The 23,116-nt window shown below is 61.6% G+C and carries 28 protein-coding genes; 18 read left to right on the forward strand and 10 right to left on the reverse strand.

The annotated features are described in order from the left end of the window. Positions 1-109 precede the first annotated feature (109 nt). Together J2W40_RS16570 and J2W40_RS16575 are read right to left on the reverse strand one after the other, a co-directional pair. Complete coding sequence (locus tag J2W40_RS16570; RefSeq protein WP_310226882.1) at positions 110-1,015, reverse strand: pirin family protein; 906 nt, start codon at positions 1,013-1,015, stop codon at positions 110-112. Continuing rightward, entirely contained in the window at positions 1,015-1,302 is a 288-nt protein-coding gene (locus J2W40_RS16575; protein WP_037472779.1) for a BolA family protein, read from the reverse strand. Before J2W40_RS16575 ends, J2W40_RS16570 begins: the two co-directional genes overlap by 1 nt. Positions 1,303-1,346: 44 nt before the next feature. On the opposite strand from J2W40_RS16575, the gene J2W40_RS16580 reads away from it, so the two are divergent. The 8 genes from J2W40_RS16580 to J2W40_RS16615 all read left to right on the forward strand — a co-directional run bounded on the left by J2W40_RS16580 (position 1,347) and on the right by J2W40_RS16615 (position 8,036). Next, on the forward strand, positions 1,347-1,967 hold the full coding sequence (locus tag J2W40_RS16580; RefSeq protein ID WP_310226885.1) for a molecular chaperone DnaJ: 621 nt from the start codon (positions 1,347-1,349) through the stop codon (positions 1,965-1,967). A gap of 180 nt (positions 1,968-2,147) precedes the next feature. Next, positions 2,148-3,440, forward strand: a complete 1,293-nt coding sequence (locus J2W40_RS16585) for an Hsp70 family protein (protein ID WP_310226887.1) — start codon at positions 2,148-2,150, stop codon at positions 3,438-3,440. Positions 3,441-3,526: 86 nt separating this feature from the next. Beyond that, the gene (gene cobS / locus J2W40_RS16590) at positions 3,527-4,534 is read left to right on the forward strand and encodes a cobaltochelatase subunit CobS (RefSeq protein ID WP_310226889.1); all 1,008 of its coding nucleotides are present in this window, start codon (positions 3,527-3,529) and stop codon (positions 4,532-4,534) included. A 7-nt stretch (positions 4,535-4,541) separates the two neighbouring features. Continuing rightward, entirely contained in the window at positions 4,542-4,964 is a 423-nt protein-coding gene (locus J2W40_RS16595; protein WP_310226891.1) for a HEPN domain-containing protein, read from the forward strand. Continuing rightward, complete coding sequence (locus tag J2W40_RS16600; protein ID WP_310226893.1) at positions 4,943-5,317, forward strand: hypothetical protein; 375 nt, start codon at positions 4,943-4,945, stop codon at positions 5,315-5,317. Before J2W40_RS16595 ends, J2W40_RS16600 begins: the two co-directional genes overlap by 22 nt. Positions 5,318-5,319: 2 nt before the next feature. After that, complete coding sequence (locus tag J2W40_RS16605; RefSeq protein WP_310226895.1) at positions 5,320-5,736, forward strand: OsmC family protein; 417 nt, start codon at positions 5,320-5,322, stop codon at positions 5,734-5,736. Further along, positions 5,736-7,562 (forward strand): cobaltochelatase subunit CobT, encoded by a 1,827-nt coding sequence (gene cobT / locus J2W40_RS16610; protein ID WP_310226896.1) that lies wholly within the window; start codon positions 5,736-5,738, stop codon positions 7,560-7,562. The genes J2W40_RS16605 and cobT overlap by 1 nt, the downstream gene beginning before the upstream one ends. Before the next feature lie 3 nt (positions 7,563-7,565). Then, positions 7,566-8,036 carry a GreA/GreB family elongation factor gene (locus J2W40_RS16615; RefSeq protein ID WP_310226898.1) on the forward strand — a complete coding sequence of 157 codons (471 nt, stop codon included), beginning with the start codon at positions 7,566-7,568 and terminating at the stop codon, positions 8,034-8,036. A 54-nt stretch (positions 8,037-8,090) separates the two neighbouring features. Here the strand turns inward: J2W40_RS16615 and J2W40_RS16620 are convergent, their stop codons facing one another. The 3 genes from J2W40_RS16620 to J2W40_RS16630 form a co-directional block, all read right to left on the reverse strand. Then, complete coding sequence (locus J2W40_RS16620) at positions 8,091-8,582, reverse strand: Dps family protein (RefSeq protein WP_310226900.1); 492 nt, start codon at positions 8,580-8,582, stop codon at positions 8,091-8,093. Positions 8,583-8,681: 99 nt separating this feature from the next. Further along, positions 8,682-9,248 (reverse strand): TMEM165/GDT1 family protein, encoded by a 567-nt coding sequence (locus J2W40_RS16625; protein ID WP_310226902.1) that lies wholly within the window; start codon positions 9,246-9,248, stop codon positions 8,682-8,684. Between the two features lie 13 nt (positions 9,249-9,261). Further along, the gene (locus J2W40_RS16630; RefSeq protein ID WP_310226904.1) at positions 9,262-9,582 is read right to left on the reverse strand and encodes a hypothetical protein; all 321 of its coding nucleotides are present in this window, start codon (positions 9,580-9,582) and stop codon (positions 9,262-9,264) included. Between the two features lie 255 nt (positions 9,583-9,837). On the opposite strand from J2W40_RS16630, the gene J2W40_RS16635 reads away from it, so the two are divergent. Both J2W40_RS16635 and rpmG read left to right on the forward strand, forming a co-directional pair. Then, positions 9,838-11,958, forward strand: a complete 2,121-nt coding sequence (locus tag J2W40_RS16635) for a calcium-binding protein (RefSeq protein ID WP_310226906.1) — start codon at positions 9,838-9,840, stop codon at positions 11,956-11,958. A gap of 183 nt (positions 11,959-12,141) precedes the next feature. Next, positions 12,142-12,309 (forward strand): 50S ribosomal protein L33, encoded by a 168-nt coding sequence (rpmG, locus tag J2W40_RS16640; protein ID WP_037472289.1) that lies wholly within the window; start codon positions 12,142-12,144, stop codon positions 12,307-12,309. A gap of 89 nt (positions 12,310-12,398) precedes the next feature. On the opposite strand, the gene J2W40_RS16645 is transcribed toward rpmG, so the two are convergent. Further along, positions 12,399-12,782, reverse strand: a complete 384-nt coding sequence (locus J2W40_RS16645) for a response regulator (protein WP_310226908.1) — start codon at positions 12,780-12,782, stop codon at positions 12,399-12,401. Positions 12,783-12,856: 74 nt separating this feature from the next. On the opposite strand from J2W40_RS16645, the gene J2W40_RS16650 reads away from it, so the two are divergent. Genes J2W40_RS16650 through J2W40_RS16670 form a run of 5 tightly spaced genes read left to right on the forward strand, consistent with a single transcriptional unit; the run spans position 12,857 to position 16,087 of the window. After that, complete coding sequence (locus J2W40_RS16650) at positions 12,857-13,144, forward strand: DUF3572 domain-containing protein (protein ID WP_069065580.1); 288 nt, start codon at positions 12,857-12,859, stop codon at positions 13,142-13,144. After that, on the forward strand, positions 13,141-13,797 hold the full coding sequence (locus J2W40_RS16655; protein WP_310226911.1) for an HAD family hydrolase: 657 nt from the start codon (positions 13,141-13,143) through the stop codon (positions 13,795-13,797). Before J2W40_RS16650 ends, J2W40_RS16655 begins: the two co-directional genes overlap by 4 nt. Continuing rightward, positions 13,794-14,255 carry a RidA family protein gene (locus tag J2W40_RS16660; RefSeq protein ID WP_037477227.1) on the forward strand — a complete coding sequence of 154 codons (462 nt, stop codon included), beginning with the start codon at positions 13,794-13,796 and terminating at the stop codon, positions 14,253-14,255. Before J2W40_RS16655 ends, J2W40_RS16660 begins: the two co-directional genes overlap by 4 nt. Next, the gene (locus J2W40_RS16665; RefSeq protein ID WP_310226913.1) at positions 14,239-14,964 is read left to right on the forward strand and encodes a glycerophosphodiester phosphodiesterase family protein; all 726 of its coding nucleotides are present in this window, start codon (positions 14,239-14,241) and stop codon (positions 14,962-14,964) included. The genes J2W40_RS16660 and J2W40_RS16665 overlap by 17 nt, the downstream gene beginning before the upstream one ends. Beyond that, positions 14,957-16,087, forward strand: a complete 1,131-nt coding sequence (locus J2W40_RS16670) for a GNAT family N-acetyltransferase (RefSeq protein ID WP_310226915.1) — start codon at positions 14,957-14,959, stop codon at positions 16,085-16,087. Before J2W40_RS16665 ends, J2W40_RS16670 begins: the two co-directional genes overlap by 8 nt. 3 nt (positions 16,088-16,090) lie before the next feature. Here the strand turns inward: J2W40_RS16670 and J2W40_RS16675 are convergent, their stop codons facing one another. After that, on the reverse strand, positions 16,091-16,387 hold the full coding sequence (locus J2W40_RS16675; RefSeq protein ID WP_037477232.1) for an SEL1-like repeat protein: 297 nt from the start codon (positions 16,385-16,387) through the stop codon (positions 16,091-16,093). 227 nt (positions 16,388-16,614) lie between these two features. On the opposite strand from J2W40_RS16675, the gene J2W40_RS16680 reads away from it, so the two are divergent. Continuing rightward, on the forward strand, positions 16,615-17,889 hold the full coding sequence (locus tag J2W40_RS16680; RefSeq protein ID WP_310226917.1) for a multidrug effflux MFS transporter: 1,275 nt from the start codon (positions 16,615-16,617) through the stop codon (positions 17,887-17,889). Between the two features lie 78 nt (positions 17,890-17,967). Here the strand turns inward: J2W40_RS16680 and J2W40_RS16685 are convergent, their stop codons facing one another. Beyond that, positions 17,968-19,551, reverse strand: coding sequence for an amino acid permease (locus J2W40_RS16685; protein ID WP_310226919.1), 1,584 nt, complete (start codon positions 19,549-19,551; stop codon positions 17,968-17,970). A 149-nt stretch (positions 19,552-19,700) separates the two neighbouring features. On the opposite strand from J2W40_RS16685, the gene pgeF reads away from it, so the two are divergent. Continuing rightward, complete coding sequence (pgeF, locus tag J2W40_RS16690; RefSeq protein WP_310227025.1) at positions 19,701-20,462, forward strand: peptidoglycan editing factor PgeF; 762 nt, start codon at positions 19,701-19,703, stop codon at positions 20,460-20,462. A 27-nt stretch (positions 20,463-20,489) separates the two neighbouring features. Here the strand turns inward: pgeF and J2W40_RS16695 are convergent, their stop codons facing one another. Then, positions 20,490-21,374: a bestrophin family protein gene (locus tag J2W40_RS16695; protein WP_310226921.1), complete on the reverse strand. Its 885-nt coding sequence runs from the start codon at positions 21,372-21,374 to the stop codon at positions 20,490-20,492. A gap of 217 nt (positions 21,375-21,591) precedes the next feature. Here J2W40_RS16695 and J2W40_RS16700 point away from each other — a divergent pair, with 217 nt between their 5' ends. Continuing rightward, positions 21,592-22,842 carry a dicarboxylate/amino acid:cation symporter gene (locus J2W40_RS16700; protein WP_409050396.1) on the forward strand — a complete coding sequence of 417 codons (1,251 nt, stop codon included), beginning with the start codon at positions 21,592-21,594 and terminating at the stop codon, positions 22,840-22,842. An 87-nt stretch (positions 22,843-22,929) separates the two neighbouring features. Here the strand turns inward: J2W40_RS16700 and J2W40_RS16705 are convergent, their stop codons facing one another. Further along, positions 22,930-23,112 (reverse strand): hypothetical protein, encoded by a 183-nt coding sequence (locus tag J2W40_RS16705; protein ID WP_310226926.1) that lies wholly within the window; start codon positions 23,110-23,112, stop codon positions 22,930-22,932. Positions 23,113-23,116: the final 4 nt, after the last annotated feature.

The raw sequence follows: 23,116 nt of genomic DNA on the forward strand, positions 1-23,116 counted from the left end.
CCCGGACAAGGGATCAATCAAAGGCAAAATCAAACGAGCAGGGTGGAACGATGCATTCCTTCTCTCAATGCTTGGTCATATGCGATAGCCCTGCCGTGCCGGGGAGGAATTAGGGGTAGCTTACCGTTTTGGGGCGGCCCTGGGGAATGGGGATATACTCCTGATCGTCGCCGGGGATCAATGGGAAGCGGAGGGCTTCCCAGTCTTCGCGCGCCTGCATGAGGCGGTCGGGGCGGGATGAGACGAAATTCCACCAGACATGGCGGGGCGAGGTGAAGGCTTCGCCGCCGCACAGCATCACGCGGCCGCCATCGACGCTCCTCAGCGTGGCGCGGGTGCCGGGACGCAGGACGTAGAGCGTCTGCGGCGTCAGCATCATGCCATCGAGTGCGGCATCGCCGCCGGAGACATAGATGGCGCGTTCGTCGGCTGATGGGTCGATCGGGATGCGGCCACCGGGTGCCAGCTGGATGTCGGCGTAGATGGTCTGCGCATAGGTGGTGACCGGGGAGGTTTCGCCCCAGAGGGACCCCATGATGACCCGCGCGCGGCTGAGGCCGTCCTCGATCACTGGCAGGCGGCCTTCGCTGACATGTTCGAAGGCGGGGTCCATTTCTTCCAGCGCGTCGGGCAGCGCCAGCCAGGTCTGGATCGCGGACAATTTGGAGGCCTTGGCCCGTTCGTCATTGGGCGAGCGTTCGCTATGAACGATGCCCTTGCCCGCCGTCATCAGGTTGATCGCGCCCGCTTCGATCAGTTGCTCGGTGCCCAGCGAATCGCGGTGGAGGAAAGCGCCTTCATACATATAGGTGACGGTCGACAGGTTGATGTGCGGATGGGGGCGCACGTCGATGCCATGGCCTGCATCCAGCTTTGCCGGGCCAGCCTGATCGAAGAAGATGAAGGGGCCGACCATCGTGCGCCCCTTGGTCGGGAGGGAGCGGTGGACCTTGAAATCGCCCAGATTATGGGTGGTGGGCGCGATGCTTTGCAGGATGAGGTCGTCCAGGGTCATCAGGCTTCTCCGGGGGCGCGGGCCTTGATCGCCAGCGCGTGGACTTTATCGCGCAGCAGATCGGCCAGCGCGGCGTTGACGAGACGCTGACGCGCGACGCGGCTTTGCCCGGTGAAGCGATCAGCGACGATGTCGACGGTGAAATGGCTTTCGCCCGACCCGTCATGCCCGGCATGGCCGCGATGCTTTTCGCTGTCGTCGATCACGGCGAGCTGTTGCGGGTTCAGGGCGTCGCGCAGCCGCGCCTCGATTTCGGTGGCCACGGGGCCTTTCAGAATCTGGGTCATGCCCCCTATATAAACGCTTTGCCGCATCATGCATCAGGACAAGTTTGTCGACCGACCCTTTCTCGAACCGTCGTTTCAACCGCTTTCATGGCCGGGTGGAAGGCGACCGCCCCTGTGCGGCGCCCGGATGCCCGGAACCCGGCGAATTCCGCGCGCCCCCGGCAGAAGGCAGCGCCCGGCCGGGCGATGAGGGGCCGCGCTGGCGCTGGTTCTGCCTCGACCATGTCAAGGCGTTCAACCAGGGCTATAATTTCTTCACCGGCATGACGCCAGACGAGATCGCGGCGGCGCAGCGCCCCTATGCGGGGTGGGAGCGGGAGACGCGCGCCTTTTCCGCCAACGCGCATAGTCCTTCTCCCAAATGGGCCGATTTCGTCGATCCGCTCGATGCGATCGGCGCGAAGTTCAAGGAACGGATGGCCAAGGCGCGCGCCGATGCGCAGGTGCGGCAGGATGGCCAATTTCTGTCGGCCGAGGATCGCAAGGCCTTGGGCGTCATGGGGCTGGGCATCGATACCGACCGCAAGGCGCTGCGGACGCGCTACACCCAGTTGGTGCGCCGCTATCACCCCGACCATAATGGCGGCGACCGCAGCCATGAGGGCGCGTTGCAGGGCGTGATCCAGGCCTATGCCCATTTGCGCAAGGCGGCGGTTTTCGCTTAGCTTCGCATATTTCCCGCTATTTTCGATATTTTCGTTCGCCGTCTCGTAATTTTATTACGTTGCCTCTGGCCTCGACACCATATGCTTATAGCGATCGGCGGCCTTGTAGGACAGAGGCTAGCCTTGCGGGCACACGGCGCTGCTGTCATAGCGCGCAGCCCCCTTCCCCGGAGATGAAACATGCAGGATGTGCCGCGCGCGCTGGGCCTAGATTTCGGCACGACCAACAGCGTCGTCGCCATCGCGACCGGCCAGCAGTCCGATCTGGTGGACTTTGTCGGCGATCAAGCGACCGGCGCGGTGTTTCGATCGGCCTTGTGCTTCTGGCATGAGGAAGGGGCCAAAGGCGGTTTGGCGCATGAGGCGGGGCCGTGGGCGATCGCCGAATATATGGAATATCCCGAAGACAGCCGTTTCCTCCAGTCGTTCAAGTCGGTGGCCGCCAGCCCGATCTTCGAGAGCGCCAACGTGTTTGAAAAACGGTTCCGGTTCGAGGAACTGGGCGCGATGTTCCTGGCGCGCATGATCGACCATGCAGGGGGTGCGCTGGCAACCCGGCCGGAGCGGATCGTCGTCGGGCGACCGGTGGAATATGCCGGATCGCGTCCCGACGAAGCGCTGGCGCGCAAACGCTATGACGCGATGTTCGCCGGGTTCGGCACCGACATCCATTATGTCTATGAGCCGCTGGGCGCGGCGTTCAGCTATGCCAGCCGCCTGACCGAACCCGCGACGATTTTGGTCGCCGATTTCGGTGGTGGCACCAGCGATTTTTCGATCGTGCGCGTGGAAGCCCCCGGCGCGGCGCGACGGTGCGTGCCGCTGGGGTCGGCGGGCATCGGCATAGCGGGCGACCGGTTCGATTATCGGATCATGGACCATCTGGTGCTGCCGATGCTGGGCAAGGGCGGCAGTTATCAGTCGTTCGGCAAGACATTGGAGATACCGCGCAGCCATTTCGCCGATTTCGCCGACTGGTCGCGCCTGGCGCTGATGCGCAACCGGCGGACGATGGACGAGCTGGCGCGGCTGAAGAAGGCGGCGACCGACCCGGCGGCGATCGGGCGGATGATCACCGTGATCGAAAAAGAATTGGGCTATCCGCTCTATGATGCGGTGGGGTCGCTCAAGCGCGCCTTGTCCGACGCGGACAGCGCGACGTTCCGCTTTTCGGGCGGGGGGCTGGAGATCGAGCAACAGGTGCAGCGGCGCGATTTCGAGGCGTGGATTGCGCCCGATATTGCGCGGATCGAAGCGACCGTGGACGCGGCGCTGGCCAAAGCTGGGGTGACCCCGGATGCGATCGACCGGCTGTTCCTGACTGGCGGATCGTCGCTGATCCCGGCCATTCGCGCGATCTTCCGCAAGCGCTTTGGCGAGGGGCGGATTGCCAGCGGCGGCGAGCTGACCTCCATCGCCCATGGGCTGGCGTTGATCGGACAGGAAGCCAATCTGGCCGAATGGGCCGCTTGATCCGGCTGGCGGCAGCCCCCATTGTCTCGACATCGCCTTCCTGGATCGGTTAGGGCTGGCATGACTCGCAGGAAGATGATGACCCGATGAACGATATTTCCAACGTCCAGCCCGATACCCGCGCCGAAACGCTGCTGGATGCCCCCGATCGGTTTGTGAACGCGCGCGATATGTTCGGCATCGATGTCGACATGCAGATCCCGGCCTTTTCCCAGGCCGACGAGCGCGTGCCCGACCTCGACCCCGCTTATGTGTTCGATCCCGACACCACGCTGGCGATCCTGGCGGGCTTTGCGTTCAACCGCCGCGTCATGGTGCAGGGCTATCATGGCACCGGCAAGTCGAGCCATATCGAGCAGGTCGCTGCGCGGCTGAAATGGCCGTGCATCCGCATCAACCTGGACGCGCATATCAGCCGTATCGACCTGGTCGGCCGCGACGCCATTGTCCTGAAAGAAGGCCAGCAGGTTACCGAGTTCAAGGAAGGGCTGCTGCCCTGGGCCTTGCAGCGGCCGGTCGCCCTGGTGTTCGACGAATATGATGCGGGGCGCCCCGACGTGATGTTCGTGATCCAGCGCGTGCTGGAAACCGACGGCAAGATGACCTTGCTCGACCAGAATCGCGTGATCCGGCCCAACCCCTATTTCCGCCTGTTCGCGACCGCCAATACGGTGGGCCTGGGCGATACGACCGGCCTCTATCATGGCACGCAGCAGATCAACCAGGGTCAGATGGACCGCTGGAACCTGGTCGTGGCGCTCAACTATCTGCCCGCCGCGACGGAAGCGCAGGTGGTGTTGGCCAAGTCGGGCGAATATGATCATGAGGGCGGCCGCAAGGAAGTCGAGAATATGATCAAGGTCGCCGAACTGACGCGGCAGGGCTTCATCAACGGTGATATCTCGACTGTCATGTCACCGCGCACGGTCATTAGCTGGGCGCAGAATGCGCTGATCTTCAAAAATGTCGGCTTCGCCTTCCGCTTGAGCTTCCTCAACAAATGCGATGAGGCGGAGCGGGCGCTGGTGGCGGAATATTATCAGCGCGTGTTCGGCAAGGATCTGCCCGAAAGCGTCGCGGGTCGGGTAAGTTGAGCGAGTCATGCAGAGCCTGAGGAAGGAAGACCTTAAAGCGCTTAGTGCTGCAAAATTAGCTGATGCTCAGCTTTTATTTAGGCACGATCGGTGGTCAAACGCATATTACTTGGCTGGATACGCAGTTGAGCTAGCCATAAAGGCATGCCTTGCTGGACAATTTTATGCAGACGCGATACCGGACAAAAAGCTTGTCCTAGATTTGCATACCCACGACTTACCCAAGCTGGTATCGTTAGCAGGATTACAAACTGAACTGAAGAATCGTCAGGACCAGGATAACGAGTTCGCTCAAAATTGGGGTCTTACCGCAGAATGGAAACCCGATTCTCGGTATGAGACAAATGACAAAAGTTCAGCAGATTACCTCATTCAAGCGGTCGGTAACGACGCGCACGGAGTCCTGCCATGGATACAGATATTTTGGTGAAAGAAGGCCAGCGGCTTGTTCGCTATCTTGATGACAGCAAGTTGCGTCCACTTGGAGCTGTATGGGTTTATAGCTCTGACACAAGCAATTGGAAATTATGGATAATTCCTTCTTCTGATGTAACAGACAAGAGGGAATTTTATCGCATCGTGGCACAAACCATCAGCGAACATCGAACAGATTTACCTAGCTTGGATGTGGGGCTTGTGGAGTTTAAGAAGGCCGATCATCCGGCAGTCAAAGGTCTCGGCAAATTCATGCGCATGGAAGGTATCGGAGCCGTTACATTGTCGAACAATCGCTTCAATGGCTTCTTTTTGCCCGATGGCGTCATATTGCGCATGGCGGTCTGAACATGATCGTCGTCGAGCGGATCGCGCCGGACGGGACGGCGCATCGGATCAGCATAAGGGGGCATGAGATCGTCGCCGACATGGCCGCGCCCGATGGCGCGGATGAAGGCCCGGACCCGCATGACCTCTATGATGCGGCGCTCGGCACCTGCAAGGCGATGACGATGCTATGGTATGCGCAGCGCAATGCGATTCCGGTGGAGGGCATCCATGTCGGCGTGATCCGCGATGCGAGCGAGGAGCGCAAGGGCGTCTACAAGCTGACCACGCGCATTGCGCTGACCGGGCCGATGACCGACGAGCAGCATGAGAAGCTGATTGCGGTCGCGGCGAAATGCCCGATCCACAAGCTGATGGCGCAAGTCGAGACGCAGATCGAGACGATCGCCGTGCCGCGCACCGGCGACCCGGAAGGCTGATGACCGAACGCTCCCCCATTGATGCCTTCAAGGATGTGCTGTCGGGCACGGCGCGGTCGATTGCGCGTGATGCGGAGGTGGAGGTGGGCTTTACCGCCGATGCGCCGCATGTGGCGGGCAAGGCGATCAAGGTGCCGACGCCGGGGCGCAATCTGCCCGCCGATCAGGTCGCGCTGGCGCGGGGTTTTGCCGACGCCAATGCGCTGAAGCTGCGCTATCATAACGCGAAGATTCACGGGTCTTCCGCGCCGGGCGAGGCGGTGGCGCGGGCGGTGTTCGATGCGGTCGAGCAGGCGCGGGTCGAGGCAATCGGGTCGCGGGCGATGGCGGGCGTGCGCGCCAACCTCAACCATGCGCTCGACATGCGGCTGAAATCCGATGCGATCCGCCGGGCGCGGTCGGCCGACGAGGTGCCCTTGTCCACCGCGCTGGCGCTCAAGGTGCGCGAACGGCTGACCGGACAGGCGATCCCCAAGGATGTCGCGGCGGGCGTGGCGATGGTCGATCAGTGGATCGAGGACAAGGCCGGGCATGACCTGGACGCGCTGGCGCTGGCGATCGATGACCAGCGCGCGTTCCAGAAGCTGACCACGGCGATGCTGGAACATCTGCAACTGATCGATGCCGATGTGCCGCCCGATCTGGACGAGCCCGAAGCGCAGGATGAGGGCGAGGATCAGGAGGATCAGTCCGAGGACGGCGACAGCGGGCAGGACGAGTCCGGCGACAGCGATGTGAATGCCGAGGCGCGCGCCGAGGACCAGGGCGGCGATACCGAAGAGGGTGAGACCGACTATAGCGACGAGTTCGAGGCCGACAGCGATGCGGGCGCGGACGATATGGGCGAGGAAGGCATGATGCCGGTCCGCCCCAATCGGCCGATGTCCGACCTGCCGCCGGGCTTCGATTACAAGGCCTATACGCTCAAGCATGACGAGATCGTCACGCCCGACGAATTGTGCGACGAGGATGAGCTAGTGCGGTTGCGCGGCTTCCTCGACCAGCAATTGGTCAGTTTGCAGGGGGCGGTGACCAAGCTCGCCAACCGGCTGCAGCGGCGGTTGATGGCGCAGCAGTCGCGGTCATGGGATTTCGATCAGGATGAGGGGATGCTGGATGCGGCGCGGCTGGCGCGCGTCATCATCGACCCGACCCGATCGCTGACCTACAAGATCGAGCGCGATACCGAGTTTCGCGATACGGTGGTGACGCTGCTGATCGACAATTCAGGCTCCATGCGCGGGCGGCCGATCAGCATCGCGGCGATCAGCGCTGACATCATGGCACGCACGCTGGAACGGTGCGGGGTCAAGACCGAGATATTGGGCTTTACCACGCGGGCGTGGAAGGGCGGGCAGGCGCGCGAGGAATGGCTGGCGGCCGGACGCCCGCCAATGCCGGGGCGGCTCAACGACCTGCGCCACATCGTCTACAAAAAGGCGGATGATCCGTGGCGGCGGGCGCGCAAGAATCTGGGCCTGATGATGCGCGAAGGGCTGCTGAAGGAAAATATCGACGGCGAGGCGCTGCTGTGGGCGCATAGCCGGTTGATCGCGCGCCAGGAGGAACGGCGCATCCTGATGGTGATTTCCGATGGCGCGCCGGTCGATGATTCGACCCTGTCGGTCAATAGCGGCACCTATCTGGAACGGCATTTGCGGCAGGTGATCGACTGGATCGAGAATAGGTCGCCGGTGCAACTGGTTGCGATCGGCATCGGCCATGACGTGACGCGCTATTATAAGCGGGCGGTGACGATCATGGATGCCGAACAATTGGGCGGGACCATGGTGGAGCAACTCGCCGGGTTGTTCGATGAGGATTGAGGCGTGAGTGTCGCCTTTCGCCGGGAAGGCGACGACGAGCATATGGAGCCCAAGTTCGAGCTGCCGCTGCCGCCCGGTCCCAATTGGGTGACGGCGCGGGGGCTGCGGCTGACGCAAGAGATGGCGGCGACGCTGGAGGTCGTCGATATTGGCGCCATGGAGGAAGATGCCGCCAAGAAGCATAAGCGGCTGTTGCGCTATTGGCGGACGCGGCGGGCTACGGCGCAGTTGCAACCGGTTGCCGATGGCGAGGCGGTCAGCTTTGGGTGCCGGGTGACCTATCGCCTGAATGGGCGTGACAAGAGCGTCATGATCGTCGGCGATGACGAGGCCGATCCCACCGATGGGCGGATCAGTTTCTCCTCGCCGCTGGCGCGCGCGATGATGGACGCGGGCGTTGGCGAGACGGTGGATTTTGCCGGGAAGGCGGATGCGGTCGAGATCGTCGCTATTTCGGTCGTCACAGAGGCCTGACTTCCCCCGCCGTTCGGCTCGAGCCTGTCGAACCGAACGGTTGAGGACTAAAAATCAGGCGCCGCGGCCTGCTTCGAACAGGAACCAGGCGCGCTGTTCGGCCTGGTCGGTCCAGTCATCGACGACGCCTTCGGTGGCATTGTCGCCTGCATCCGCCGCCGCTGCCTTCACGACGCGGAAGGTTTCGACCAGCGCCAGATTGTCGTCGCGCAATTCCTTGAGCATGTCGACCGGGCTGACGAAATCGGCGTCATTGTCCTTGAGGCTCTGATGCCGGGAGATGTCGCCGATCGAGCGCAGGGTGACATTGCCGGTCTTGCGCACGCGCTCGGCAATCAGATCGGTCGTAGCGAGGATTTCGGCAGCCTGCTCGTCGAACATCAGATGATAGTCGCGGAAATGCGGGCCGGAGACGTGCCAGTGGAAATTCTTGGTCTTGAGGTAGAGCGCATAGCTGTCCGCGAGCGCACCGTTCAGCGCCTGCGCGACGGACTTGGTCTCGTTGCTCTTGAGGTCGGTCGGGGTCTTGAGATCGGGGGCTGTCATGGATGTGCTCCTGTTTCGCGAAATGGTTTCGGACATATAATGATCGGCGATCCATAAGGTGCCACCAAAAAACGCGATCAGCCTTATGAAAGAAAGCGATCAGAGCAGGCCGAGCGCCGTAATCGCCATGATGCCGCCCGTCAGCAGCAGGATCGCCGCCCCCACCCCGCGAATGAGGCGCACCGGTATCGACGCCAGCAGGCGGTCGCGCAGAAGGACGATGGGCACCAGCGCCGCGATGACGCCGATCGCGCCGCCGATCGCGGCCAGCGCCGGGTCGCCGGTGCGGGTGGCGATGCCCAGGATGAGAAATTGCGGACCATCGCCGAAACCCAGGATGAAAAGGCCAAGCGCGGTCGTCAGGAACGCGCCGGTCGGCCAGCCGGTGAGCGTGTCGGGCATCTTGACCCGCCAGAGCAGCCCGGCGCCCAGGAACAGGACCGACAGCGCGAGGAAGAGCAGCCGGGCATCCGCGCCCAGCATCGGGCCGATCCATGCTCCGGCGAAGGCGGAGATCAGCGCATTGGCGGTCGCGGCGACGATGATCCCGGCGATGACTGCGCCATTGCGGTTATAGCGCGTCGCCAAAGCGAGAATGAGCAACTGGCTCTTGTCGCCGATTTCGCCGAGCAGGCAGCCAAGAAGGGCGAGCAGCAGAGCGTCCATCAGCGGCGCGCGTTCAGGCGCGCAGCGCGATAGGCGACGGGGTGCGGGCGACGGGCGGCATCATGGTGGCGACCGGCATCTCGGTCGCGATCGCGTCGCGCATCAGGTCGAGATAGGACAGTACCACCGGGCCAAGCCCGTGCAGCGACAGCGCCGATTCGAGCGTGCCCGCCAGCCCTTCGACTGCATCGAGGTGAAAGGCGCGGGCGATATGCCGGATCTGGTCGACTTCGTCATGCAGGCGCACCACGGACACATGGCCGCGTTCACCCGCAATCCCATCGACCCGGCGCATCAGGTCCGCCAATATGGCCAGCATCGGATCATGTCGCATGGGAAGCCTTCCCTCTTCTTGCCCCGCTAGCGATCATGCGCGCATGGGGTTAAGGCCGCGTAAACCGATAAAAATTTCTGTAATTTCGCGATTGACCGACAGCATATATTGAACAAATTCATTGGTAATGTTCATCATTACTTGGACCGAATTGACTTAAAATCACTTGTGTCGATTACTTCTATGTAGTTATGATCTTATTTAAAGTCGAATCAGGAAACAAAATTTTCCCAATTGCCGAAAGGACTTAGCGCTATGGCGGTCATCCAAGGTACAAATTTGTCGGAAACAATCAACGGCACAGCGGCAGGTGAAACGATACTTGGTTATGGCGGCAATGATGTGCTCAACGGGATGGACGGGGATGACGCCCTTTCAGGCGGCGCAGGCTATGATACGCTAACTGGTGGGGCGGGTGCTGATCTTTTCGTATTCGACGTCCGGGGTTTCAGCACTGATGTCATAACGGATCTGGAAGCCGCCGACCGGATCGATTTGCGCGCCCTCAATATCGGCAGCTTTTCGCAATTGACCCCGTTCATGAGCCAGGCGGGATCGAACGTGCAGATTAACTTTATGTGGGGCAGCGGTGTCGAGCGGATCGTTATAGCGTTCAAGCAGATCGCTGACATTACGGCGGCACATTTCCTGTTCAACACGGCTAGCGACCCCCTGGTCGTCAGCGGCACATCCGGCGCCGACACGCTTTTTGGCGGCGCGGGGGCCGACCAGCTTTTCGGCGGATCAGGCAATGACAGCCTGAGTGGCGGCGCGGGCGATGATGTGCTCATCGGCGGGGCCGGAAATGACAGTCTGCGCGGCGGCAGCGGTAATGATCGCTTCCTTTATACGGATAGAGGGTTTGGCACTGATACTATCCGGGATTTCGCGGCGGGCGACCGGATCGACCTTAGCGCTCTGCATATTGGAGGGATGGCGCAGCTAGCGCCCTTCATGAGCCAGGTTGGGTCAGACGTGCATATCAACTTTAGCTGGAGCAATGGTGTCGAGGGCATCATCATCGCCAACAAGCAGATAGCCAACATGACGGCCGCGAACTTCTTGTTCGATACCGCCAATGACCCCTTGCTGGTCAGTGGCACATCAGGTGCAGATACTTTGTTCGGAGGGCCGGGCGCAGACACTTTGTCCGGCGGATCGGGAAACGACAGTCTAAGCGGCGGGGCAGGGAACGACATATTGATAGGCGGCGGTAGCGATGACACCCTGCGTGGCGGCGGCGGGTCAGACCGTTTCCTCTATAACGACCGGGCCTTTGGTGTCGATACGATCCTCGATTTTACCAAGGGTGACGTAATCGACCTTAGCGCCTTCAACATCGGCGGCATTTCACAACTTGCACCCTTCATGAGCCAGGTTGGGTCAGACGTGCAAATCAACTTTAGCTGGAGCAATGGTGTCGAGCGCATCATCATCGCAGGCAAGCAGATCGCCGACATCACGGCGGCAGATTTTCGCTTCAAGACCGGGAATGACCCCTTATTAGTCAATGGAACGTCCGGCAGCGACACCCTATTCGGCGGCGAGGGCGCTGATCGGCTTATCGGTGGGTCAGGTAATGACAGATTAAGTGGCGGAGCCGGTAGTGACATATTGATTGGCGGTGATGGCAACGACATATTGCAAGGCGGCGGTGGAAATGACCGCTTCCTCTATGATGAACGCGGTTTTGGCGTTGATACGATTATAGACTTTGCAAAAGGTGACGTAATCGACCTTAGCGCCTTCAACATCGGCGGCATTTCGCAGCTTGCACCCTTTATGAGCCAGATTGGGTCAGACGTCCAAATCAACTTTGGCTGGAGTAATGGTGTTGAGCGCATCACCATCGCAGGCAAGCAGATCGCCGACATCACAGCGGCAGATTTTCGTTTCAAGACCGGTGCCAATCCGCTGGTGGTTAGCGGTACGTCCGGCGCAGATACCCTATTCGGTGGTCCAGGTGCGGATCAGCTTTTCGGCGGATCAGGCAATGACAGCCTGAGCGGGGGAGCCGGCAACGATGTGTTGGTTGGCGGCACCGGGATGGATATGTTGCGCGGCGGCGGTGGCGCGGATCGCTTTGTCTTCGGTGCTGGGGACAGCAACATAGCCCAAGCTGACAGCATTCTGGACTTTTCTCAGGCCCAAGGGGACAAGATCGACCTCCGCAGCATCGACCCATTTCTGGAAGTTGGCGATCAGGCGCTGACTTTCGTCTCCGGGGCATTTACCGGCGTGGGCCAAGTGCGCATTCAGCAGGTGGGATCGGACTTTCAGGTCCAAGTCAATCTCGACGCAGATCTGAATACCGTCGAACTGGGTGTAAATGTCATAGGTGTGCCGTCTTTGTTCGTGACGGACCTGATGCTTTAAGGCGTCGCTCCTTCGGGGCTTTGGGGGTGCCACCAACGGACAATTGGTAGTGGTTGATCATGGCCCAGCCTTGACATCAACCCGAATCTGCCCCAAGGGCGGGCGCTGAAACGGGGCAGCCCTCCTCGATACGCTTGGGGGGACGCTTTTTCTTTTACATGATTCGACCAGGGATTTTGGGCCATGGCCAAGCCAGCAACTGTCAAGATTCGCCTCGTCAGCACGGCTGACACCGGCTTCTTCTACGTCACCAAGAAGAACCCGCGCACCAAGACCGAGAAGTTCAGCTTCAAGAAATATGACCCCGTCGTGCGCAAGCATGTCGAGTTCAAGGAAGCCAAGATCAAGTAAGCCGTTGCGGGCCTTTCGTCCGCACGCCTGATCGCTTTTGGAAGCAGCAAAAGGCCCGTCCCTTATGGGAACGGGCCTTTTGCTATGGGCTATTCCCCTGCGTTCGCATCCTGCAATAAGGCGCTGACCTGCGCGATGAAGCGCAGTACCGAGATCGGCTTTGACACATAGGCCTGCGCTCCGGCGGCACGAATCCGGTCCTCATCACCCTTTCCGGCATAGGCGGTCACCGCCATGATCGGTACGTTGCGCAGTCGTGCGTCGCCCTTCAGGGAAATGATCAGATCCAGCCCGCTGACATGCGGCAAGTGAATGTCGGTGATGACAAGGTCGGGCAGGAACGCCTGCGCCTGCGCCAGCACGTCGCGCCCGTCGCGCAGCGGCAGCACGTCATAGTCATGCGCCCGCAGCAGATCGCAAAAAAGTTTGAGATTGAGTTCGTTGTCCTCGACAACGAGCACGCGCTTTGTCACCAGTCACCCACGATTTTAACGATCATCCCAAGGCTAGCACGCCGTCAACGCGGCTTTCCCGTAGAGAAACACCCATGCGACCCGACCAACCGAATGGCAAGCAGGATAGCGTTAACGACGCGATGACGCTGGCGCTGATGGCGCTGGGCTGGACGCTGGCGGAGGAATCGCGGGCGGACCGGTTGCTGGCGCTGACCGGGATCGACGTCGAAACCTTGCGCGCGGGCGTGGGCGATCCGGCGATCATGGCGGCCATCCTCGCCTTTCTGGCCAATCATGAGCCGGACCTGATAGCCTGTGCGCAGGCGATCGACACCACACCCGCCGCGCTGATCGCGGCGCAGGAGATTTTGAGCCGATGACCCGCCCCCTGATCATCACCGATTGCGACGAAGTGCTGCTGCACATGGTCGTGCCGATGCGCGCCTGGCTGGATGAGACCCATGCCGTCGATTTCGACATGCGCGAACGCGGCTTTGCCGAAGCGCTGCGCCACAAGGATAGTGGCCTGCTACTGGAACGCGAACATGTGTGGGAATTGCTGATCGCCTTTTTCGATACCGAAATGCACCGCCAGTCACCGATCGCGGGCGCGGTCGAGGCATTGGGGCGCCTGGCGCAGGTCGCCGACATCGAAGTGCTGACCAATATCGGCGAACGCCATCATGCGCAGCGCGTCGAACAACTCGCCGCCTATGGCCTCGACATGCCGGTTCACTGGAATAACGGGCCGAAGGGTCGCCCGCTCGCCCGCATCGTGGCGGCGCGTGCGCCCAGCGTCGCGCTGTTCATCGACGACCTGGCCGAACATCATGAATCGGTCGCGCGCCATGCGCCCGACGTGTGGCGGCTGCACTTTGTCGGCGAGCCGGATATCGCCGCCGACGTGCCCGACGCCCCCCATGCCCATGCGCGGATCGACAATTGGGTCGCGGCCGAAGCCTGGATCATGGACCGGCTGGCCCACAGTCCGGCCCCCCTTCCCCTTATCCCCACTGATGGAGCCTTACCATGAGCATCGACGCCCGCCTTGCCGAACTCGGCATCACCCTGCCCCAGGCCGCCACCCCGGTCGCCGCCTATGTATCGAGCGTGGAAGCGGGCGGCATGCTGCATATTTCCGGGCAGATTTCGCTGGCACCCGACGGCCTGATGACCGGCCGCCTGGGTGAAGACCGCGACCTCGACTATGGCGTCGCCGCCGCGCGCATCTGCGGCCTCAACCTGATTGCCCAGATGAAGGCGGCGCTCGGCAGCCTCGACCGGGTCGAGCGGGTCGTAAAGCTCGGCGCGTTCATCAGCAGCGCGTCGTCCTTCACTGATCAGCCCAAGGTCGCCAATGGCGCGTCCGAACTGATGGTCGATGTGTTCGGCGATGCGGGCAAGCATGCGCGCAGCGCCGTGGGCGTGCCCGTGCTGCCGCTGGGCGCGGTCGTCGAAATCGACGCGATCGTCCTTGTCCGGGCGGCCTGATCGGCTGTCCTGGCTGACCGCCCGCCCCTTTGCCCATCGCGGGCTGCATGGGGCGGGCGTCAGCGAAAATGGCATGGCGGCGTTTGAGGCCGCCATCGCCGCCGGATACGGCATCGAATGCGATGTGCGGGCGAGCCGGGATGGCGCCGCCTTTGTCTTTCATGATGCGATGCTGGCGCGGATGACCGGCGTGGCGGGAGGCGTCGGCGAGCGTGAGGCGGCCGATCTCGATGCTATGGCCTTGCCCGATGGCGGTGTCATCCCGCGATTGGCGGCGTTGCTGGAGCGGTGCGGCGGTGGCGTGCCGCTGCTGGTCGAGATCAAGGTGCGGGGGCGCATCGTTGCGCCGCTCTGCGCGGCTGTTGCGCGCGATATAGCCGCATGGACCGACGCCCCCGTGGCGATCATGTCCTTCAACCCCCTGGTGTTGCGCTGGTTCAGACAATATTTGCCGCAGGTCGCGCGCGGATTGGTGGTGACACAGCAGGGCAAGGGAATGATGCGGGGCAAGATCGGCCGCGCCCTTGCGCTTTGGTCGGGGAAACCCGACTTTCTCGCCTGTGATATTCGTGACCTCCCCTCCCCCTTTGCCAGCCGCGCTCGCGCCAAAGGGCGGCCCGTGCTGACCTGGACGGTGCGCAGCGACGATGAGCGGGCGCGCGCGGCGCGGCATGTCGATCAGATCATCTTCGAGACGCCCCATGACTGAGTGGGTCGCGCGCATCGCCGCGGGCGTTTCCGAGCTGCCGCGCGACCAATGGGATGCCTGCGCCGGATCGGCCAACCCCTTCGTCAGCTGGGATTTCCTGACCGCGCTGGAACGATCGGGCAGTGTCGGGGAAGGGACTGGCTGGCAACCTTTGCCATTGGTGATTGACGGGCCGGACGGACGGATCGCCGCCGCTGTGCCCGCTTATGGCAAAAGCCATAGTCAGGGCGAATATGTGTTCGACCATGGCTGGGCCGATGCCTGGGAACGGGCGGGCGGACGCTATTATCCCAAGATCCAGATCGCCGCGCCCTTCTCGCCCGTGCCCGGTCCCCGGCTGCTGCTGCGTGACGAGGCCTTTGCCCCGGCGTTGATCGCGGGGATCGAGACACTGGTGGAACGCAACAGCCTATCGTCGGCGCACGCGACTTTTGTCGAGGTCGATCAGGTGCCGCTGTTCGAAGCGGCAGGCTGGTTGATTCGCGAGGACAGTCAGTTTCATTGGACCAATCGCGATTATGGCGATTTCGGCGATTTTCTGGCCGATCTGTCGAGCGAGAAGCGCAAGAATATCCGCAAAGAGCGGGCGCGGGCAGTCACGGGGCTGGAGATCATTCACCTGACCGGCAGCGCGCTCACCGAAGCCCATTGGGACATATTCTGGGATTTCTATCAGGATACCGGCGCGCGCAAATGGGGGACGCCCTATCTTACGCGATCCTTCTTTTCGCTGCTCAGTGAGATGATGGCGGACAAGGTGCTGCTGGTTCTGGCATTGCATGAAGGGCGAGCGATTGCGGGCGCGCTCAACCTGATCGGCGGCGATGCGCTCTATGGCCGCTATTGGGGGTGCAACGAGGACGTGCCCAACCTGCATTTCGAGCTATGCTATTATCAGGCGATCGACATCGCCATATCGCGCGGGCTCAAGCGCGTGGAGGCGGGCGCGCAGGGCGGGCACAAGCTGGCACGGGGCTATGCCCCTGAACCGACATGGTCAGCCCATCATATTCCCAATCCCGGTTTCCGCCGGGCGGTGGCGGATTTCCTGGCCGCCGAGCGGGCGGGCGTGCGACAGGACCGCCAATGGCTGGCGGAGCGAACGCCGTTCAGGAAGGGATAGCGGTCAGGCGACGCCGATCTGCGTCGTCACCATCCAGGCGCGGGCCTGACGCTGCGCTTCGGCAATTTGGCGCGCGGTCATTTCCTCGGCGATTTCGGCGCGCATCGATTGGCCTTCCTCGCTGCCGCGCAGAGCGGCCAGGTTGAACCATTTATGGGCTTCGACAAGATCGACCGGCATGCCGCCGGTGCCGCAGCTATAGGCGACACCCAGGTCAAAACAGGCTTCTGCCGATCCGCTCGTCGCGTGCGACAGGCGGCTTTCCATCAGAAACTGCGCGCTCTTGCTACTATTGCCCATAACCCCTGTTTCCTTTGCCCCGGCTAATTCAATGGATCGACCCTGTGCTTTTTCATTGCGGGCAGGTTGGACCAGCATCCGATAAAAAATGGTTAACGGGTCCGGCACCCTTTTTTCTGAATGCGCGATAGTGCTGGGCAAATTAGCGTTAACACGGTCAATGACGAACCGCTGCGCAGGGCAGATAAGGGCTGGCATCACCGCGCTATCATCCCCATAGCCCTCGCATGGCCCAAAAGTCTCCCCAGCCCGCAACGCCGCGCGAAAAGCAAATTGGTTTCCGCGAGTTCGTTTTACTGTGCGCTTGCCTGATGGCGATGAACGCGCTGTCGACCGACCCGATGCTGCCCGCCCTGCCCGCCATCAGCCTCGACCTGGCGATCCCGCAACCCAACGACCGGCAACTGATCATCAGCCTCTATTTTCTGGGGTTGGGACTTGGCTCCTTGTTGTTCGGCGTCCTGTCTGACCGATTCGGGCGCAAGAGCGTGTTGGGATGGTCGATGGCACTGTTCATCATGGCTTCGATCGCGTGCGCGGTGGCACCGAGTTTCACCATGCTGCTTGTCGGCCGCACCTGCGCAGGCTTTTTTGCAGGTGCCAGTCGAGTCGTTACTGTCGGCATCGTGCGCGACCGGTTCAAGGGCGATGCCATGGCGCGGGTCATGTCGCTGATCTTCGCGGTGTTCATGCTGATCCCGGTGATGGCACCGAGTTTCGGACAGCTCATCTTGTGGATTGCGCCATGGCGCTGGATCTTCTGGGCGCTGGCGATCCAGGCGAGCCTGATCCTGCTGTGGATGCTGATCCGCATGCCCGAAACGCTGCACCCCGATAACCGGATGCGGATCACCCCGCGTGCCTTGTTCGCGACAGTTGGCATCGTCATGCGGACGCGCAGTTCGATCGGTTACATGCTGGCCAGCGGTGTCGTGATGGGCGGCCTGATCGGATTCATTCTCTCGGTGCAGCAGATTTTCTTCGATATATTCGACGCGCAGGCCTTCTTTCCCATCGGATTTGCGCTGATTGCCGGTTCGATGGGCGTCGGCAGCCTGATCAACAGTCGCCTGGTCTCGCGATTCGGCGCTCGCAGGTTGAGCCAAGGCGCGTTGCTTATCTTCGTCCTGATCGCACTGGTGCATAGCATTGTGATCTGGGCAGGCCGGGAAACCCTCTTCACCTTCATGCTGCTGCAAGCCATGACGATGATGACCGTCGCCTTCACCGCCTCCAATTTCAGTGCGATTTCTATGGAGCCATTCTCCAAAGGCGCAGGCATCGCCTCGTCTTTTCAGGCATTTCTTACCACGGCGCTGTCCAGCGCTTTGGGGACGCTGATTGGACGGGCCTTCAACGGCACTACCTTACCGTTGACGCTCGGCATGCTAGTATTTGGCACACTCTCCTTTTTCATCGTCGTCTGGGCGGAGCGGGGCAAGATGTTCACCCGACCTAATATGAGCAGCCTGCGCGATATTGAGTTCAAGGCTTTGCACTGAACCGACGGGTTGGCAGGCTGGGCGCTCGCTGACAGATATCCAATAAAAAGGGGCGGTTTCTCGCCCCTTTTTATTGGATCAGGCATCTTTTCCACCCGGCGTATGCGCGCCAGGCATCGGCGGCACGGGCTGCGGCGGGATGCCCGCATCATGCTCCGGCACGTCCCCATCATTACCGCGTCCGACATGACTGCGGCTACGGCTGTAGGCGAAGTAGACGATGAGGCCGACCGTCGCCCAACCGACGAACATCAGCTTGGTTTCGACGCCCAGGCTCCAGAACAGATACATGCAGCCCGCAATGGCGATCGGCGCGGTGAACATGATCGCAGGCGTGCGGAAGGGGCGCTTGCGGCTGGGATCGGTCCGTCGCAACATCAGCACGGCAATCGACACAGCGGCGAAGGCGAAAAGCGTGCCGGAGTTGGAGATGTCCGCCAATATGCCGACCGGGAAAAAGGCCGCGAACAACGCCACGAAGATGCCGGTCAGAATGGTGATGACGTAAGGCGTCTTGTAGGTCGGGTGAACCTTGGAGAACATCGCCGGCAGCAGGCCGTCACGGCTCATGACGAAGAAAATGCGGGTCTGGCCGAACATCATCATCAGGATGACCGATGGCAGGGCAAGACCAGCGGCAAGGCCGAGCAGGTTGCCGATCTGCGGCCAGCCGATTTCACGCAAGGTCCAGGCCAGCGCTTCCTTCGAACAGGTGACCGCTTCCGTTCCGGCAGCGGCCAGCGCCGCACATTGCTGCGACAGCGCCGTCGATCCGGGAGCCAGCGCGATGCCGCCCTGTGCGATCGGAATGCCTGCTTCGGTCACGGGCTGGGCACCAACCGTGCCAATCACACCGGCGGCGACGAGCATGTAAAAGATGGTGCAGATGGCGAGCGAACCGATCAGGCCGATCGGCATGTTGCGCTGCGGGTTCTTGGTTTCTTCAGCGGCGGTGGAGACGGCGTCGAAACCGACATAGGCGAAGAAAATCGACGCGGCCGCCGCCGATATGCCGGAGAAGCCAAGCGGTGCGAACGGGGTGAATTTCTCCATGTTCATGACTGGCAGGGCCAGGACGATGAACAGCGTGAGCGCCGCAACCTTGATCAACACCAGAACGGCGTTGACCGAAGCGCTTTCCTTCGTACCGATGACCAGCAGCCAGGTCACAAGGCCCGCGATCAGCATGGCAGGCAGATTGACCATGCCGCCATCAAATGGTCCGCGCGTCAGAAGATCGGGAATGTCCATCGAGAATGTATGTTCGATCAAGCCGACGACATAGCCGGACCAACCGACCGATACCGCACCCGCCGCAACCGCATATTCCAGAATCAAGGCCCAACCAACCATCCAGGCGATGAGTTCGCCCATGACGGCATAGCTATAGGTATAGGCGGAGCCGGACACCGGCACCATCGCCGCCATTTCAGCATAGCATAGAGCGGCCACCGCGCAGACAAAGCCTGCGATGATGAAGCTGATCATCATGCCTGGCCCGGCCTTTTGCGCGGCTTCGGCCGTCAGCACGAAAATGCCGGTGCCGATAACCGCGCCGATACCCAGCATGGTGAGCTGAAATGCGCCCAGCGAGCGATGTAGCGATTTTTTCTCGGCCGTCGCCAATATGGCGTCGAGAGACTTTACGCGCCCGAAAATCATGAATGGAACCCTTTATCGATATCTTGCCCTGGGCAGCCGGTGGTCCCGCCCCCCTTCGCTCTGATAGGGGAGACTATCGCCTAAATCGCTCCGCGCAAGTATGTTGCGCGGCGATGACATGAATGACGATGGCCAATAAAGGATCAGATGTGGTCGAACTGATGAAAGCGCCGACGCTGGCGGGCATTCCCCATGGCTTTGCCGGGCGACGCGGCGGCGTATCCACCGGGCTTTATGCCGGTCTGAATGTCGGGATCGGATCGCAGGATGACCGCGCGGCGGTGCAACGCAATCGCGCGCTGGCCCGTGACGCCGTGCTGCCAGGGTCTTGCCTCATAACGGCGCATCAGATTCATTCGGCCGAAGTGATAACGGTGCAGAACCCAATAAGCGATGACGCACGGCCAATGGCCGACGCTTTCGTGACGGATCGGCCGGGTCTGTTGCTGGGTATCCTGACAGCGGATTGCGTGCCGATTCTGTTCGCGGACCCCGATGCGGGCGTGGTCGGCGCGGCCCATGCCGGATGGAAGGGCGCGCTTGCCGGGGTGACCGACAGGACGATTGCCGCGATGGAAGAATTGGGCGCGCAGCGCGGCACCATCCGCTGTGCGATCGGCCCCTGCATAGGCCGTGCCTCCTACGAAGTAGGCGATGATTTCGCTGATCAATTTATTGCATCGGATGCCGCCAACGCGCATTTCTTTTCAGAAGGGCGTCCCGGCCATCAGCAATTCGACATTGCGGCCTATGTGGCATCCAGGCTGGCGGCAGCGGGCGTGAACCGTGTCGAGATGCTGGATGAGGATACCTACAGCCAGCCCGATCGGTTTTTCAGCTATCGCCGGTCATGCCATCTGGGCGAAACCGACTATGGACGGCAGATGTCGATGATCGGATTGGCCGGCTGATGGCAGTCGTCACGCGCATAGGCATCTTCACCACAATACGCCGCGCACTGGCTTGAGCGGGTCGGGCGCAGGGTCGCCGATCGACTGAAGCAGGTCGATCTCGATCGTGCGGCACATGGCGCTCAGGGAAACGTCATGAACATTATTGGCGAAGGGGTCGACCAGATCGTCGCCGATACGAAGAACGGCCAGGAACATGAGGCCCGCCACCGTCGAACCGAGCGGTGTTGCCAAGCCCAATGTTTCGACAAGCCCAATCGGCAGAAAGATGCAGAAAAGATGCGTGAATATCGTTGGTAGGTAGCGATATTGGACTGGCAGTGGCGTGTTTTTCAGCCGCTCCATGCCCCCTTGGGCGTTGGCGATATCGACCAGCACGGCCTCCATCTGCGTCTGCTGAATGGTGTCGATCCAGCCTGCTTGCCGGGCCATATCAATACGGCGGCCGGTGCTGTCGAGCAGGCCGTTAGCGGAATTGGTGCGGGCCAGTGCCAGCCCCTTGTCCTTTTCCTCCAAAAAGCGCGTTACATCGTCGTCGAGCGGCTGCCGTCGCAACTGGCAACGCAGCGCATTCACATAGGCGATCTGCCGCTTGACGATCTCGCGCTTCAGATCCCGGCCATCGGGATCGGGCAGAAAGTTGCGGGTCGCGCGCGCAAGACTGCGCGAGGCGTTGATCATCGCGCCCCATAGCACTCGCCCTTCCCACCAGCGTTGATAGGCGGAGTTGGACCGAAAGCCCAGGAACAGCGCCAGCGCCGAACCGAAAATCGTAAGCGGGAGCGAGGGTGCCTTGAACGGCAGCACATAATAGACGATCGTGACGAGGCAGTCCCAGATGAACAACAGGGTCAGTGGTTTCCACACTTCAGATGCCATGCGGCGCATGGAGGGAACGGGATCGACAATCATGCAGGTCTCCAAAAGAAGAGACCGCGCCAACGCGAGGGACGTGCAAAGGCTCCCTCGATAGCCTTGACGCAAGGACCGGCCGGATCGCGCAACCAGCGCCGGGCCGAACCGTTGGGAGAGGAACGAAAGCCATGAGGATAGGCCATTGACCGGCACAACGCCCACCACGGATAGCGAAACCGGCAAGACGTCAGCGGCGCTATCCCTGCAATGGCAGATGCTGGCGGGCTTCATCATCGGCCTGTCGCTGGGTCTTGTCGCCTATGTTGCCGCACCCGACGCGCGTTGGATCAACAGCATCACCACCTACATCACCGGGCCGATCGGTCAGCTTTTCCTGCGACTGCTCTTCATGCTGGTGATACCTTTGCTGGTATCGGCATTGATCGTGGGCATCGCGGAAATGGGCGAAATCCGGGCGTTGCGGCGGGTGGGGCTTCGCACGCTGGTCTATACTTTTGTCGTGTCGGCCATTGCGGTCGCGGTCAGCTTGTTGGTGGTGGACCTGTTGCGGCCCGGCGCAGGCATTGATCCGGTAGCCGCGCGCGCAATGCTGAGCGATGCAGGGCCGGGCGCGCAAGCGATACTGAACCGGGGAGAGGATGCGCCGCAAGGGATGGCCGCCTTCATCGCGATCGTTCCCGACAATTTTGTCGCAGCAATGGCCGGCAACGACATTTTGGCGGTGATGGTTTTTTCGCTCTTCTTCGGCATCGGGCTGGTGCTGGTCCAGACGCCGCAAACGAAATTATTATTGTCGGCCATGGAAGGCGTGCTGGCGGTGACGATGCGGCTGATGGGGCTGGTTATCCGCCTCGCGCCGATCGCTATCGCCTGCTTCATGTTCAACCTGGCGTCGCAATTTGGCTGGGACTTGCTGATCCGGCTGTCGGCCTATGTCGGCGTCGTGCTGCTGGCCCTCGCGATCCAGATGTTCGGCGTCTATTCGCTGCTGATCGCCTTCATCGCCAAACGCTCACCCTTGCGCTTTTTCGCGGACGTGCAGGAGGCCACGGTCATGGCCTTCGCCACTGCCTCCTCCAATGCGACATTGCCGACGGCGCTCCGCGTGGCGGAGGATAATCTGCACCTGCCGCGCCGCATCGCCCGCTTCGTCCTCACCATCGGCGCGACCGCCAACCAGAATGGCACGGCGATGTTCGAGGGGATCACGGTGATCTTCCTCGCCCAGTTTTTCAGCATCGAGCTGAGCATCCCGCAACAGTTGATGGTCATGATGATGTGTATATTGGGTGGCGTCGGCACGGCCGGGGTGCCGGCCGGATCATTGCCGGTGGTGGCGATGATCCTGGGCATGGTCGGCATTCCACCCGAAGGCATCGGGCTGGTGCTGGGCGTCGACCGGTTGCTCGACATGTGCCGCACCGCGCTCAACGTCACCGGCGATCTGGTCGCGGCGACGGTGATCGCGGCGGGCGAGGAGGAAACGCCCGCCGCTGCCTCGTAGCCTTGCGGGAGACGGTTACCTGGCGAAGGCCGGGCCCCAATTCTGACCGTGGGACTGGACCCCGGCCTTCGCCGGGGAACAGCGGAATCACCGCAATTTAGCGATGTTCAGTCCGTCCTCCTTGGCGCGGGCCTTGGTCGATTCCTCGGTGCGCGTCAGCGCCTTGGCGATGGCTTTGAGGCCCATGCCCTTCTTGGCCAGCGTGTGCAGCTTCTGGATTTCATCCTGCGTCCAGGGCTGCCGGTGCCGTTCGAATTTCTCGCCCGCCATCGCC

It is taken from the genome of Sphingobium xenophagum, assembly GCF_031457465.1.
In the GTDB taxonomy this organism is placed as follows: domain Bacteria; phylum Pseudomonadota; class Alphaproteobacteria; order Sphingomonadales; family Sphingomonadaceae; genus Sphingobium; species Sphingobium xenophagum_A.

Excerpts from the sequence above, each read along its gene's own strand:
- J2W40_RS16570 (WP_310226882.1), bottom strand. The coding sequence starts at position 1,015 with ATGACCCTGGACGACCTCATCCTGCAAAGCATCGCGCCCACCACCCAT.
- J2W40_RS16575 (WP_037472779.1), bottom strand. The coding sequence starts at position 1,302 with ATGACCCAGATTCTGAAAGGCCCCGTGGCCACCGAAATCGAGGCGCGG.
- J2W40_RS16585 (WP_310226887.1), top strand. The coding sequence starts at position 2,148 with ATGCAGGATGTGCCGCGCGCGCTGGGCCTAGATTTCGGCACGACCAAC.
- cobS (WP_310226889.1), top strand. The coding sequence starts at position 3,527 with ATGAACGATATTTCCAACGTCCAGCCCGATACCCGCGCCGAAACGCTG.
- J2W40_RS16595 (WP_310226891.1), top strand. The coding sequence starts at position 4,542 with ATGCAGAGCCTGAGGAAGGAAGACCTTAAAGCGCTTAGTGCTGCAAAA.
- J2W40_RS16600 (WP_310226893.1), top strand. The coding sequence starts at position 4,943 with ATGGATACAGATATTTTGGTGAAAGAAGGCCAGCGGCTTGTTCGCTAT.
- J2W40_RS16605 (WP_310226895.1), top strand. The coding sequence starts at position 5,320 with ATGATCGTCGTCGAGCGGATCGCGCCGGACGGGACGGCGCATCGGATC.
- cobT (WP_310226896.1), top strand. The coding sequence starts at position 5,736 with ATGACCGAACGCTCCCCCATTGATGCCTTCAAGGATGTGCTGTCGGGC.
- J2W40_RS16620 (WP_310226900.1), bottom strand. The coding sequence starts at position 8,582 with ATGACAGCCCCCGATCTCAAGACCCCGACCGACCTCAAGAGCAACGAG.
- J2W40_RS16625 (WP_310226902.1), bottom strand. The coding sequence starts at position 9,248 with ATGGACGCTCTGCTGCTCGCCCTTCTTGGCTGCCTGCTCGGCGAAATC.
- J2W40_RS16630 (WP_310226904.1), bottom strand. The coding sequence starts at position 9,582 with ATGCGACATGATCCGATGCTGGCCATATTGGCGGACCTGATGCGCCGG.
- J2W40_RS16635 (WP_310226906.1), top strand. The coding sequence starts at position 9,838 with ATGGCGGTCATCCAAGGTACAAATTTGTCGGAAACAATCAACGGCACA.
- rpmG (WP_037472289.1), top strand. The coding sequence starts at position 12,142 with ATGGCCAAGCCAGCAACTGTCAAGATTCGCCTCGTCAGCACGGCTGAC.
- J2W40_RS16650 (WP_069065580.1), top strand. The coding sequence starts at position 12,857 with ATGCGACCCGACCAACCGAATGGCAAGCAGGATAGCGTTAACGACGCG.
- J2W40_RS16655 (WP_310226911.1), top strand. The coding sequence starts at position 13,141 with ATGACCCGCCCCCTGATCATCACCGATTGCGACGAAGTGCTGCTGCAC.
- J2W40_RS16660 (WP_037477227.1), top strand. The coding sequence starts at position 13,794 with ATGAGCATCGACGCCCGCCTTGCCGAACTCGGCATCACCCTGCCCCAG.
- J2W40_RS16670 (WP_310226915.1), top strand. The coding sequence starts at position 14,957 with ATGACTGAGTGGGTCGCGCGCATCGCCGCGGGCGTTTCCGAGCTGCCG.
- J2W40_RS16675 (WP_037477232.1), bottom strand. The coding sequence starts at position 16,387 with ATGGGCAATAGTAGCAAGAGCGCGCAGTTTCTGATGGAAAGCCGCCTG.
- J2W40_RS16680 (WP_310226917.1), top strand. The coding sequence starts at position 16,615 with ATGGCCCAAAAGTCTCCCCAGCCCGCAACGCCGCGCGAAAAGCAAATT.
- J2W40_RS16685 (WP_310226919.1), bottom strand. The coding sequence starts at position 19,551 with ATGATTTTCGGGCGCGTAAAGTCTCTCGACGCCATATTGGCGACGGCC.
- J2W40_RS16695 (WP_310226921.1), bottom strand. The coding sequence starts at position 21,374 with ATGATTGTCGATCCCGTTCCCTCCATGCGCCGCATGGCATCTGAAGTG.
- J2W40_RS16700 (WP_409050396.1), top strand. The coding sequence starts at position 21,592 with ATGCTGGCGGGCTTCATCATCGGCCTGTCGCTGGGTCTTGTCGCCTAT.
- J2W40_RS16705 (WP_310226926.1), bottom strand. The coding sequence starts at position 23,112 with ATGGCGGGCGAGAAATTCGAACGGCACCGGCAGCCCTGGACGCAGGAT.